The organism is Desulforhopalus glucosivorans (genome assembly GCF_054397165.1).
In genome coordinates, this window is the sequence record NZ_AP044854.1 from 2,076,432 (window position 1) to 2,089,367 (window position 12,936).

At 43.7% G+C, this 12,936-nt stretch carries 11 protein-coding genes; 2 read left to right on the forward strand and 9 right to left on the reverse strand.

Translation table 11 applies throughout. The annotated features are described in order from the left end of the window. Positions 1 to 279: 279 nt before the first annotated feature. The 9 genes from ACX6CI_RS08945 to ACX6CI_RS08985 form a co-directional block, all read right to left on the reverse strand. Complete coding sequence (locus ACX6CI_RS08945) at positions 280 to 603, reverse strand: tyrosine-type recombinase/integrase (RefSeq protein WP_458777812.1); 324 nt, start codon at positions 601 to 603, stop codon at positions 280 to 282. Beyond that, the gene (locus ACX6CI_RS08950) at positions 558 to 797 is read right to left on the reverse strand and encodes a tyrosine-type recombinase/integrase (RefSeq protein ID WP_458777813.1); all 240 of its coding nucleotides are present in this window, start codon (positions 795 to 797) and stop codon (positions 558 to 560) included. The genes ACX6CI_RS08945 and ACX6CI_RS08950 overlap by 46 nt, the downstream gene beginning before the upstream one ends. Before the next feature lie 12 nt (positions 798 to 809). Continuing rightward, entirely contained in the window at positions 810 to 1,247 is a 438-nt protein-coding gene (locus tag ACX6CI_RS08955) for a hypothetical protein (RefSeq protein WP_458777814.1), read from the reverse strand. A gap of 647 nt (positions 1,248 to 1,894) precedes the next feature. After that, on the reverse strand, positions 1,895 to 2,827 hold the full coding sequence (locus ACX6CI_RS08960; protein WP_458777815.1) for a 4-hydroxyproline epimerase: 933 nt from the start codon (positions 2,825 to 2,827) through the stop codon (positions 1,895 to 1,897). 89 nt (positions 2,828 to 2,916) lie between these two features. After that, entirely contained in the window at positions 2,917 to 4,455 is a 1,539-nt protein-coding gene (locus ACX6CI_RS08965) for a BCCT family transporter (RefSeq protein WP_458777816.1), read from the reverse strand. Positions 4,456 to 4,586: 131 nt separating this feature from the next. Continuing rightward, positions 4,587 to 5,996 carry a trimethylamine methyltransferase family protein gene (locus tag ACX6CI_RS08970; protein ID WP_458777817.1) on the reverse strand — a complete coding sequence of 470 codons (1,410 nt, stop codon included), beginning with the start codon at positions 5,994 to 5,996 and terminating at the stop codon, positions 4,587 to 4,589. 198 nt (positions 5,997 to 6,194) lie between these two features. After that, positions 6,195 to 6,995, reverse strand: coding sequence for a dihydropteroate synthase (locus ACX6CI_RS08975; RefSeq protein ID WP_458777818.1), 801 nt, complete (start codon positions 6,993 to 6,995; stop codon positions 6,195 to 6,197). 44 nt (positions 6,996 to 7,039) lie between these two features. Continuing rightward, the gene (locus ACX6CI_RS08980; protein WP_458777819.1) at positions 7,040 to 7,672 is read right to left on the reverse strand and encodes a cobalamin B12-binding domain-containing protein; all 633 of its coding nucleotides are present in this window, start codon (positions 7,670 to 7,672) and stop codon (positions 7,040 to 7,042) included. A gap of 565 nt (positions 7,673 to 8,237) precedes the next feature. Then, positions 8,238 to 9,035, reverse strand: coding sequence for a substrate-binding periplasmic protein (locus tag ACX6CI_RS08985; protein ID WP_458777820.1), 798 nt, complete (start codon positions 9,033 to 9,035; stop codon positions 8,238 to 8,240). Between the two features lie 198 nt (positions 9,036 to 9,233). Between ACX6CI_RS08985 and ACX6CI_RS08990 the strand changes: the two genes are divergently transcribed. Both ACX6CI_RS08990 and ACX6CI_RS08995 read left to right on the forward strand, forming a co-directional pair. Next, complete coding sequence (locus tag ACX6CI_RS08990; protein WP_458777821.1) at positions 9,234 to 11,477, forward strand: hybrid sensor histidine kinase/response regulator; 2,244 nt, start codon at positions 9,234 to 9,236, stop codon at positions 11,475 to 11,477. After that, positions 11,478 to 12,935: a sigma-54-dependent transcriptional regulator gene (locus ACX6CI_RS08995; RefSeq protein WP_458777822.1), complete on the forward strand. Its 1,458-nt coding sequence runs from the start codon at positions 11,478 to 11,480 to the stop codon at positions 12,933 to 12,935. It abuts the gene before it with no gap. The last annotated feature ends 1 nt before the right edge of the window (position 12,936 follow it).

A 12,936-nucleotide genomic window follows, 5' to 3' on the forward strand; every position in this document is an offset into this window, starting at 1 on the left:
GCAGTGATAGCGGTCTTAAGTGTATGAAAATGTAAAGACTGTTTCTTATGATTTTCTATTATTGTCTTTTATGCAATCAAGCAATGATATACAGTCTACATACGTAACAAATCCTGTTTTTTTTCGTTTATTATTAGGTTGTTACATATCTCATTTTCTCATATTTCAAGATTAAATGTCAAGATATCTCAAAGAGTAATCCCGCCGGGAGTCAGTGCGAGAATGGGCTCTCGAAAATGCTCGTCGGAGTATCTGACTCCTGACGAGGCGGATTTGGCATTATTTAAAAACGTCATTCTTCATCACTTTCTCCATTGTAGTATCATGTTGAGCCTTCATGTTCGATAATTTGCTGTACCGCATCGTCTGTTCTATTTTCGAGTGTCCTAACAACTCTGGGAGCGTAACTACATCAGCACCTGCATTGAGCAACTGGGTTGCCATACTATGACGCAAATTGTGATAGGAAATAGATATTCCGCTTTTCTTTGAGTAGTATTCTATACGCTTTTGAATACCACTAACGGAAATCGGCTTGCCTTTATGTGTACCTTTTTCTACCAAAAAGATTTTTCGTTCCTGCGTTGGCTGCCTGACCAGCAAGCACCTGCAGTATCATTGCTGATATAGGCTACTATATCTTCGCCTCCTTTCCCGCTCCGCACAAAAATCTGATTATTCATATAGTCAATGTCATCAGGGCTCAGTTTGGCCACCTCGTCAACTCTAGGCCCACAACGCAGCATCAGCATGAACAGGGTATGATTTCGTTTCTTGGTAATAAACGTAAATATCAAACTAAGGTAACTTTATTTTGGATGCCTTGGTTGAGGTTTCGGCATTCGTAATGCCATCAGAGCTCGATCTCGATCTGAACCAATTACACAAAGGATACATTGTAAATCCTCGATCGTTATAAAACGGGGGAGTGGTTCGGGAAGCTTTAAGCGTATCTTACGATCCAGAATTGCTGTCGGTAAAATATCTTGCTCTACAAGGTAGGTGATAAAAGCATAGAGAATTCGCAGATAATTTACAATGGACTGTGTCTTTTGCCCTCGCTCTTGTTCGCAATCTACAAATTTGCCCATATCCTGATGAGTCAGGACATATAGGTTGGTTCCCTCGCCTTTAAGAAAGTGCAGGAAATAGAGAATTACCCGACCTGAGCTCTTGATGATACTTATTGAAAGATCTTTGATGTATTTGTCGTACACATGTTGTGCGGCAAGCTCAGCTCCATGCAAACCACGTTCTATTAATCGAGAACATGAGAGTTGAGCCCAATACCATTTTGGGTTCAGCGTTGGGTTTGAGTACCTACAAACTCAGTTTGCAAATACTCATCGGAAAAGAACTTTTACTTTAAATCTGAGAAGTTGGCTGCAGAAATTAGTTCAGTCTTACCGCCTCCTTTTTCTTTTTTAGAAAAAAGCGAGCGTTAATAACCTTAGTATATCATTTTTAACGTTTGAATTTTGTTACGTGGAGTCATGGATAGTCTCTAAATTCAGGCTGCTTGTTTTGTATTAGGATCTACAGACATCAGGAAGGTCGATATACATTAAACATATCGCGCCAGTGAGCCGCTAAACTTTTGATAGAGAATAGAGGTTAATTGTGTAGCAGCTCAATACCTCTGAATCATCCGCTACATGTTATAGAAACAGGGATTATTCTTCTCGAAAATGCACAAAGCACAAGGTGTTGTCCTCTATCTGAAAATTGTTGATTAACGTTACGATAATTCGATATGTTTGAGGAATTATGGTTAGAGTATTCGATCATTACATAAAAAACTTCAACTCCGAGAAAACTACACCCGGAGTTGAGCATGTGCGGAGGAACCAACTCCACATAAATCAATTCTATATCGAAACCCGACTTAATCAGTTTACAAAACAATACCGGTTTTAAACTCATCCTCATCATTGTAGATAAGTTGAGCCTCTTTTGTAACAAAAGCACGCCCGGTGATAGTAGGGAGGATACTGCCATTCCCGCTAGCCTGGTAACTCAATCGATAACTGCTGCCGATTGTGCTTTCCTGGATGATTTCTTCCCCCGGTGCAAGTAGATCGTCAACGGCAAGACTCGCTAAACGTGCAGAACAACCTGTCCCACATGGAGAACGGTCATAGGTGTTGTCTGGACACAATACAAAATTTCTGCTATGTCCTGTGTCGGTCAAGGCCGGTCCATACAGAATGACATGGTCGATGACACCACCATGGTCCCCCATAACATTACTGGAGATAGCCGCCTCCCTGATAGCTATAGCTGTATCTGTCAAACTACGAATGTTGGAAGGAACAACAGGAACAGGGCTTTCATTCACCAAAAAGAACCAATTCCCTCCCCAAGACACATCACCTTTCACCTCACCTATTCCGTCTACCTCTATGGTGACATCCTTATATAACCGGTAGCTTTCAATATTGGTGACTGAGACAGTATTCTTATCCTTTAAAGTGACTTCTACAACACCGACAGGTGTTTCAATCTTATAGGTACCAATTCCAATTTTACCAATATGTGCCAGTGTCGCTGCCAATCCTATTGTTCCGTGGCCACACATACCGAGCACTGCGGCAGCATCGAAAAAGATGACACCAGTTACACACTGAGGATCAACAGGTTCGACTAATAAAGCACCAACCATTGCCTCCTGTCCATATGGTTCCAGAACTAAAGAACGATATAAATCTTTATGCTCTGTGGACAATTGCTCAGCCCGTTCAGCCAAAGATCCGAAACCAAGATCCGGTCCACCTTTTAAAATTACTCGGGTCGGCTCACCTTCAGTATGACTATCTACAACATGCATTTACACTTTCTCCACTCACCTCAACCTGACCACTCTTCATTATACTGATCAGGTTGAAGTGGCATAGTATCAACTGTTAAGCGCTTTACCTATTCCTTCTCAGCGCTCGCTTCTCTTAACATCTCCCTGCCAATTGTGAACACCAGGAGTATCAGCACCACAGAAACAATAAGCCCTGTTGCAACGGCTAGCGACTGGGTAGCCTTCATAGTATTCAAAGCCAGCAACACTAGACCAACACCACCGAGCAACAGCCCCCAAGTAATTTTAATCAGAATTGGAGGCTCACCATCTTCTGCATGGGTGCCACAGGTCATATACGCAAGAGTAGTGGTTCCTGAGTCCATATTGGTCGTAAAGGAGACGTAACAAGCAAAAAGAAAGACTGGAATAGTGATAGCAGCAAGGGGAAGATTGTTAAGAAAACTAAAAGTGGCAATCTCAACACCTTTTTCGTTCATCAGAGTCCAAATTCCTGCTGCGTTGTTCATATCAAAATATATTGCAGTTCCACCAAAAATTGCCATCCATATCGCACTGAAAACACTACCAATACCTACGTACATTATGATCATCTGGCGAAGAGTTCTACCAACGGATACCCTTGCTACAAAGGCACCAGTTACAGGACCTGCGGTGATCCACCAGCACCAGTAGAATGCAGTCCAGCCACCTACCCAACCATCACTCTCATTTAAGGCATCGGTATAGAATGAATCTGATAGAAAATTTTGCAGATATTCTCCAAAGCCCTGGGTAAAGATGTCAGCAATAAATTTAGTGGGACCAACTATCAGGATAAACGCCATTAAGACGAGATAAACATAGTAGTTCACACTACTGAGAACCTTAACTCCACGCTTGAGTCCGGTACAACTTGAGATTGTGTACGTTGCGGTAATCGCAAGAACAACAAGAAAGCTCGTCGTAAAGGTGTTCGGGATTCCGGCCATAAAATTGAGGCCACCGGAGATCTGCTGCGCACCAAAAACAAGTGAAGGGGAAATAGCAGCCACATAAGAGAAGATAAAGAGAGACTCAAATGCGTATCCCAAAGGTCCGTTGAGTTTCTCTTCGCCAAACACAGGAGTAAACATATAACGCAACTGAATAGGTCGATTCCTCGAAATCAACATATATGCAACGCCAACTCCAAAGGTCAGATGCAGAGCAAAAGGAGTAAGACACCAGTGAAGGTTAGTTTTCCTCATCGCCAAGACAGCGGCAGCGGCAGATCCGCCCTCAAGCCCTGCTCCCTTTGGAGGTCCCATCCAGTGGTACATGGGTTCAGCAACACCCCAGAAGAGAATACCAATCGCAATACAGGCACAGAGCGACATTGCAAACCAGCTTGTGCAACTGAACTCAGGTTTAGCATCTTTACCACCGATACGATGATCTCCAGCTCTAGTGAAACAAACCCATCCCAAAAATCCGGTTGCTATAATTCCGGTCCACATAAAACCACTTGCAAAGGTGGTGCGTATGTAAACAATGGCCTCCTGGGCAAAGGTGCCGAACCCTTCAAGATCGACAAGTCCCCACATAATGATAGCTGAAAGAACAACAACCGGCGGTATTAAGACTGGAAACTGCGCTTCTTTCCTCGCTCGTGCTAAGGCATTCATACTACTCTCCTCTCATCTTTTCTATGCTTCCAACGATCCCCATGACCGTCCCCCACATAAGTATTTTTTGTCCATTTCCTTTCTGATTCAAAATTGGTAATAGCGTTCAATCTGTTCGGACGACACAGATTTCACACCTGTAATACACTCCTCGAAATCCCTTTGGACTCGAGATAACTCAATAGATCCGACTCAACCTCTATAAAGCTTTGAGGTTGCTCATAAGATCCGAGCATTTTCTCTTTATTCCTGTCGATATTGTCATGAATTGCTTGCTGAACATCGGCAGTTCCTTTCATGCTCCTGACTCCTATTTCAGGGTTCCAGATCTCCTTGCGGCAAAGCTTCATGGTATGAGGCGAAGTCATAAATTCACCTCCTGGCCCCTTATCGTTAATAAGATCTACAACCAAGGTTTCATCGTTAACGACAACACCTTCTCTAATTCTTTTAACCAGCGAGATTACTTCAAGGTCCACCATAAACTTATCGACAGACATAGACTTCACACTGTCAAGAGCCCCGGCGGCAAGGAGCACCATGTTCACATTGGCCTGGGAACAAGCCGATAACAACATCATGCTTTCATAACCACTTTGAGCAGAAACCTGCTGACCATCACTGGAAGCCCCGCCACTACGACAAGGCAAGCCATAAAATTTGGCCATTTTGGCTCCATACATAATGGAAAGTGCATGTTCCGGCCCCCCAACAACAAAAGCGCCCGTACGCATATCCGCTGAAGTCGACTGGTTTCCATACACAACAGGAACACCCTCTCTCACCATCTGGGTAACCGCAATACCGGCCAGCGTCTCAGCATTTCCTAGCGCCAACATTCCGGCAAGAGTTATAGGAGCCGTAAAACCGGCCATTGCTGCAGGAGTGATAAAGACGGGTTGGCCGTGTGAGGCATAGGCAATAAGGGTATCGAGCGCGTTACGATCCATCTGCAATGGGCTCAGAGTGTTCACGATGGTCATCATGCGCGGCTTTTCGAGAAGCTTATCATGACCACCAAAAACGATTTTCAGCATCTCCATGAGGATTGACATCTGCTCTTCGTTGCCTTCCATTCCGATCAACATCTTGTCAGAATGTCGCAGAGTCTGATACAACATCACAGGGGAGTTGTACTTGCTATCTATGTCTGAAGGTTCGATTAAGATACCGCCATTAACATTGAAATTGTCACTTTGATGAACCAGTTTCGCGAACTGGATATAATCTGCCAGGGTTCCATTGCGCTTGGTTCCATCACGTTCGATCATATATGGAGAACCATATCCGGCTGCCACCTCCATATGATCGCCGCCAAAGACAAAATCGTATTTAGGGTTCATGGCATGAACAGAGAACGTTTTTGGGGCTTTCCCCACCAGCTCCATAAGCTGTTTAGCTGTGAAAAATATTATGTCAGCTGAAACCCGCAGACCATTTTTCTTTGCAAGTTCTATAACTTTCGGATGTTGAAACCGCATTCCACTTGTTTCCAGAATATTCATGGAAGCATCGTGGATTTTTTGTAAATCACTGTTCATCAAAACCACTCCTATAAAATAGCTTTACGCTCAAATTTGACCCCAGCAAGGGGATAAGTGCCTTGTCAGTAGCTTGAAGGTTTTAATTTCAATTGCTCCTCCAGTTTGCTTGCTATTTTGCACAGAAAAACTGGAAGAAGGCACTAAAGAGCCTGTCTCAAGTCAGTACAGACCTGAATGATGAAAACCTGAATTTTCTTAGCTCTCTATTGCGCCTAACCGCACATTCTTGAGGTAATTCCCACAGAACCGGTCATTACCAAGGAGCATGTCCGCCGTTTGGATGGTCGCCATGATCTTTGCATCCAGGGGATCAATTATTGCCGAATCCATTCCAGCATCCATCATCAGGGTTACAAAGGTCCTGTTGATTATTTTTCTTTGGGGTAAACCGTAGGAGATGTTTGAAAGGCCACCTGTGATATGAATTTCGGGATAGAGGTTTTTGATACCACGTACAGCATCCAGCACCATGGTTCCCTTATTGGTGTCGGTACTTATTGGCTGTACAAGAGGGTCAACATAGATGGAGCTGACTGGAATACCTATAGCCACAAGTTCTTTAACAAGACGTTCCGCTCGTTCGATGATATCCTGTGCTGAGCCTGGCATTCCAGCATCATCCATGCAAAGAGCAATGATTTTACACGCTTTACCATCTAGAAAAGGCATCATGGCGTCGAACCTCTCCTTCTCAAGACTAATGGAATTGACCAGAGGCTCCTTATTAACCATACCAAAGGCCATCTCCAGCACCTTTGGGTCAGGCGAATCGAGCGCCAAAGGAAGATCGATCACTGGCTGAATAGTCTCCAGCAGCCATTTCATATCTTCTGTTTCATGCCCTATCCTTGCCCCAGCATTAACATCGATAAAGGTCGCACCGGCCTCTTGCTGACGTTTTACATCATCGATTATGTAGTCACCATTTCTCATAGCTACAGCCTCCTGCACAAGCTTCCTGGAGGTGTTGATCCTTTCCCCGATTACTTCAAACATTAAACGCTCCTCAATATGAAAATAACTCTACTCAACGAACTTGATTACGCTGTTAACTCTTTGGCAAGACGAGCCGCAGAACCTGCATCATAAGCAAACCCATCTGCTCCAATCTCATCTGCAAATTCCTGGGTCACCGGTGCGCCACCTACCATGATTTTCACCTGGGAACGAAGTCCACTTTTCGTTATGGCATCAACAGTTTCTTTCATCGCTGGCATTGTGGTTGTGAGCAGCGCTGAAATGGCAACAACCTGTGCACCGCTTTCTTTGATTTCTGCAACAAACTGTTCAGGCGGTATATCCACTCCAAGGTTAACCACTGACATGCCTCCACTTTCCATCATCATTGCAACAAGGTTTTTACCAATATCGTGGAGATCACCCTTAACGGTGCCAATAACAACCTTGCCACCGGCCTGAGCCCCGTCTTCGGGTAGATGTGGTTTGAGTATATCCAGGGCCTGACCCATGATACACGCACAGTTAAGAACCTCTGGGATGAACATGTCTCCGCTTTCCATCCTGTCACCGACGATATCCATTCCTTTTATCAGGCCTTCATTTAAGATCTCTTTACCACTCACGTCAGCTCCCAGTGCAGCCTCAACCTGGGAAAGAAGCTCACTCTCATCACCATCAAGTAATGCCTCGGTAATTTTAGTTAAATCCGCCATCCTGTTGTCTCCTAAACGATTTTCCCCCAAGGGATTTTTCGGGAATGTTCAGCTAAATACAATCAGATATTCATTGAATGACGTCATCCATCGTAAGGCGCCATTTAGGGCTACTATTACAAATTGTATGCCACAATTGTATTTCACAAAAGGCGTAGAGACAGGGAGCAAAGCATATTAACTTGACAAAACAAGGTGTTACGGCAAACACAAAGAAGTGCCAATGCGGATTAAGGAAGAATCAAAGGAATTATACAAAAAAGAAAATAGTGTCACATCTTAACCGGAAAATGTGCGCCATTTGGGTGGAATTTTCGTTTCATTTTTTCATGCTAGAGAAGGGCATGGAATACCCTTAGATCCTGTCTATTGCAGAATAATAGAGCTGATTACATAAAGAAAGCCATGGTAGTCCATGGACTGCAAACGACAACTGAGGAAAATTCTAAAAACGACCAAGACAATTCTTCCACCACTAGTGGAATGTTGTCTTCTATCAGTGGAATAGTGGAATATTTAGACGAGGTTCATCGCTAGTAAAAGAAAAATACCTGGTGGGTGGCAGTTAGTCGGTATTATCTGTCGTTTTCCCCTGATTGACGAGCTGTTGATACACACCATTGGACCGAATGACCTTGAGCCCCGCATTAAACCTGGCGATCAAATCTTCGTAGTTGGGATATTTACGAGATACCATCAAACAAGTCTCCAGTTCACTTTCAAAAGACGAAGGAAAAGCGGCAAAATCATTTTTCTGATCGGGGAAAAACTTATTGACAAGATACCAGCCTAGCCGTTCATCAACATACAGCAGGTCTATCCTCCCCTCCACTATCTTCATGAAGTTTTGCCTGTCACTATCCACATAATCTGGAGTTATTCCAGCTTGCTTAAACGACTCCTCATACCAATATCCGGTGACAGCGCCAATCCTGTAATGGGCCAGCTCGGTCAATCGATCACTGGTAATGGGCTGAGGATGGTGAGGTCTATAGTAAAAAAAATAGGGATTATGCGGCAACAGACTATCTGTAAAGGCAAAACGTTTTTTACGTGCTGCATTTTTTATATAAGCAAAGGTTGCAAAGGCCAAACCGTCTTCAACATAGATTTCACCTCTTTTCCACGGGTAAAACGAGATGGTTACAGGAATGTTCACCTCTTTAAAGACCGCTCGGACAATCTGGGTCGCAACCCCTCCCCCCTCCAGATCTTTTCCGCTATAGGGTGCATATGCTCCCGATAAAAGAGGAACAGGTTGACCCTGCCACTCTGCCAATGCCGGCAGTGGAGACGAAAGGGTGTTGAACAACAAACAAAACAATGTGCACGTTACAAAACGCCTCAACCAAGAATACACCACGAAGATCTCCTTTATGAGTTGGCTCGATTGCCTTGCTTAATTAGAGGGGAGTATTTTTAAAATACCAATTATATACTAAAGAAGGTACCGTAAAATTAAATGTGATAGCAGATAATAGACATGAAATATCAATACATACCGCGTTTTTAAAATGCTGTTTTTATTGATATAAAACACTGTAAAAGGACTCATCTTTCTATGATATTTCCTCCCCAAAAAATCAGGACCAGAAGAATTTCCCTCTCAATGCAACTGACGCTGGCGATGATCATCATTGTATCAACGATCAGTCTCGCGACCAGCTTCACAATTTACCGGGTTTTGTCTATACAATCAGAAAAGGCGTTCATTGAGAAAACAGAGGGGTTGTTTAACCGGATCCAGGAAGATGTGGTTCTTCCATTATGGAATATGAACTACCCTCTTGTGGCAAAGATATCTGACTCCTTTCTGGATTATGATGAAATAACAATGGTTTGGTTGAAAGATCACAAAGGTCGAACTGTCTATCATTTTGAAAGACAGCTCACATCTGACGAAGTAGTTAGTACTGCCAATATTGGACATGAAAAAGAACTCGTTGGATCTTTGACTGTAGGGTTCACACCAAGATACTATAAAGCCGAAAACTTCAAATTATTAACAGCCACCCTGATAACCGTATTTTTCTTGATCCTCGGCCTGTCGCTTTCCACCCAGGTTGTCGTTCAACGACTTTTAGCCAAGCCGATTAGCTCACTTATCAGCCGCATACAAAAACTAAAAAACAACCAGTATGAGGCTGATACAACAGAAGACGATTACCCTGAAATCATGTCCATTCTTGAGAACTTCAATGAGATGGCAAAAGAGGTCAAAAATAGAGAAAAACTGCTCAAGCTTGAGGCCATGGAACGAAAACTGCAACAAGATAGGTACCGTCTACTTGCTGATAATACTGAAGACGTTATCTGGACCCTCGATATGGAAAAGCGAACAACCTATGTCAGTCCCTCAATCATGCAATTGAGAGGGCTCACACCGGAGGAGGGGGTGGAGCAACCCCTCGAAGAAAAAATACTCCCGGAATACCTCAAGATGTTCACCGATTTGTTGGACCAGGCGGTTACATCGGGAAAACCAGCAATAATAGAAATGGAACAATTCCGAAAAGATAGATCGAGTGTCTGGGTTGAGTCCAATATCAAACCGATCTATGATGATAGAAGAAAGCCAATTGGTTTTATAGGTGTTTCCCGTGATATTAGTTTTCGCAGAGAGGCTGAGGCAAAACAGAAGGCCCTTGAACAACAGCTTTTTCAGTCCCAGAAGATGGAAGCCATGGGAATTCTGGCCAGTGGTATAGCACATGATTTCAACAATATCCTCAGCGGGATACTCGGATTTTCCGAATTACTCAAAAATGATTTAGACCAAATTGAGCAGGCCGGAAAGATGAAGCGATGGGTAGATATCGTATTAACCTGCGGGATTCGCGCAAAGGATCTGGTAGCCCAGATTCTCGCATTTACCCGGCAAGAGAATGAAACGATAGCACCCATAAACCCTGCAACAATAGTCAAAGAGGTTGGCAAACTTATCAAAGCCACCTTGCCCAGTACCATAAAAGTGGAAGTAGCTTGTTACTCGAAGGCACTAGTCCTCACCGACGCTGTCAAAATACATCAAATTGTTATGAATTTATGTACCAATGCAGCATACGCTATGAGAGAAACAGGTGGGACACTCTACCTTGGCCTGGAAGATATACAACCACAAACCACACCGATAGAACAAGACAACTCTCGGGAGAGCTTTGTACGCCTCAGAGTTAGCGATACAGGCCCTGGTATTGATGAAAAGACCCGGGACCAAATCCTGGACCCTCTGTTTACCACAAAGCCCGAGGGAGAAGGCACCGGTCTGGGGCTTTCAGTGGTAAACGATATCGTTACAGACATGGGCGGGAGTATCACAATCAATAGCTCCAAAGGACAAGGGGCTACTTTTGATATTTACTTACCAGTTTATCAGAGCTCCCTTGGCCTGGGAGAAACCGTGGATAGTCTTGACTCCATCCTGGTTACAGGTAAGGGAAATATTATCTATATTGATGATGAAAAAACAATGACTCAACTGGCAACAGAGCTGCTAACCTCGTTGAGCTACAAGGTAACCGCATTTAATAGTTCCGTGGAGGCACTTTCTCACTTTAGAACCCACAGTGAAGAGTATGATCTTGTCATGACAGACCTTACCATGCCGGAGTTGACAGGAGACCAGTTGTGTCAACAGATACGAAAGATTCGACCAGATATCCCAGCAATACTAGTAACAGGAATTCTTGAGGATGAACCGAATCAAAAGTTTGAAATCTTTGATGCGGTTCTCAGAAAACCAGTACGCATTGGCAAAATGGCTAAAACCATCCAGAATGTTTTTGATGCACGTGAGGGGCAATAAATGGCAGATATTTTGATCATAGACGATGAACCGTTTATTCAGGAGCTTTTGTCCGAAATGGTCGAGCGCCTTGGGCACACAGCTTATACAGCGGGAACCCTTGACAAAGGGATGGCCATACTCAAACAATCAGATATTGATCTGGTCTTTCTCGATATTAACCTGCCGGATGGAGATGGTTTAGAATCCTTGCTCTCAATCCGACAGAGTCCGTCAAATCCTGACGTCATAGTGATAACAGCGGTAGGAAGCAGTAAGGGTGCTGCCATCGCCATCCAGAACGGTGCCTGGGATTATATTACAAAACCTTTTGAGGAAGATAAACTTAATCTGCAGATAACGAGAGCCACGGACTATCGCAAGCTAAAGGAGAAACATAATATTCCTGTAGCTATTAACGTAGCTGGGATCATAGGAGAGACAGGTGGGATAAAAGCCTGTATCGACCAGATAGCCGAATGCGCCACCTCCAAAGCCAATATTCTCATAAGTGGGGAAACAGGAACAGGCAAGGAGCTTTTTGCCAAGGCAATTCATAACAACCATCATATAGTCACTGGCAATTACATAGTCGTAGACTGTTCAGCTTTACCTGAAAATTTAGTAGAAAGCGTATTGTTTGGCCATGTAAAAGGTGCATTTACAGGGGCTGACAGGACCTCTGAGGGCCTAATAAAAAAAGCGAACCAAGGCACCTTGTTTTTAGATGAGATAGGAGAGCTGCCACTCCCCATTCAGAAAAGATTTTTAAGGGTACTCCAGGAAAAACGGTTCCGACCTGTGGGCAGCTCCAATGAAGATTCCAGTGACTTCCACCTCATCTCGGCCACCAATAGGAACCTTGATGAAATGGTTAGGGACGGTAAGTTCAGAAAAGACTTACTCTATCGCCTTAAAACCGTCTCGATTACCTTGCCTCCATTACGAGACAGAAAAGAAGATATCCAGATACTCACCCAGCATTATATCCGTCACTTTTGCAAGACAATGGGGATTAAGACAAAGGCATTACTTCCTGAGACCCTTGACATCCTCGAAGAATACTCATGGCCTGGTAACGTAAGGGAACTTGTCAATGCCATCGAGAAAGCGGTGATGACAGAACCGGATCACCCGATTCTTTACCCTATGTTTTTACCTGACAATATTCGGATAAACTTCACTCAAAACAGAATGGTTGACACCGATATAAAACAGCAGAGCGGCAATGAAAAATCACACCATTCAGAACCACTTTTAGCCGATCTCTATAAAGATGACTCTTTTCCACCACTCAAGGAATTTAGGGAAGAGACCATCGGTAAAATAGAGTCTATCTACCTCAAGTCCCTCCTGGACCGGAAAAACTGGGACATCAGTGAAGCCGTTTCAATTTCCGGGATCGGAAAGAGTCACCTCTATGCCCTGATAAAAAAATATAAATTAAAAAGAAAACCGACCTCTTCCGTGCCTGAATAAA

Excerpts from the sequence above, each read along its gene's own strand:
- ACX6CI_RS08960 (WP_458777815.1), bottom strand. The coding sequence starts at position 2,827 with ATGCATGTTGTAGATAGTCATACTGAAGGTGAGCCGACCCGAGTAATT.
- ACX6CI_RS08965 (WP_458777816.1), bottom strand. The coding sequence starts at position 4,455 with ATGAATGCCTTAGCACGAGCGAGGAAAGAAGCGCAGTTTCCAGTCTTA.
- ACX6CI_RS08970 (WP_458777817.1), bottom strand. The coding sequence starts at position 5,996 with ATGAACAGTGATTTACAAAAAATCCACGATGCTTCCATGAATATTCTG.
- ACX6CI_RS08975 (WP_458777818.1), bottom strand. The coding sequence starts at position 6,995 with ATGTTTGAAGTAATCGGGGAAAGGATCAACACCTCCAGGAAGCTTGTG.
- ACX6CI_RS08980 (WP_458777819.1), bottom strand. The coding sequence starts at position 7,672 with ATGGCGGATTTAACTAAAATTACCGAGGCATTACTTGATGGTGATGAG.
- ACX6CI_RS08990 (WP_458777821.1), top strand. The coding sequence starts at position 9,234 with ATGATATTTCCTCCCCAAAAAATCAGGACCAGAAGAATTTCCCTCTCA.
- ACX6CI_RS08995 (WP_458777822.1), top strand. The coding sequence starts at position 11,478 with ATGGCAGATATTTTGATCATAGACGATGAACCGTTTATTCAGGAGCTT.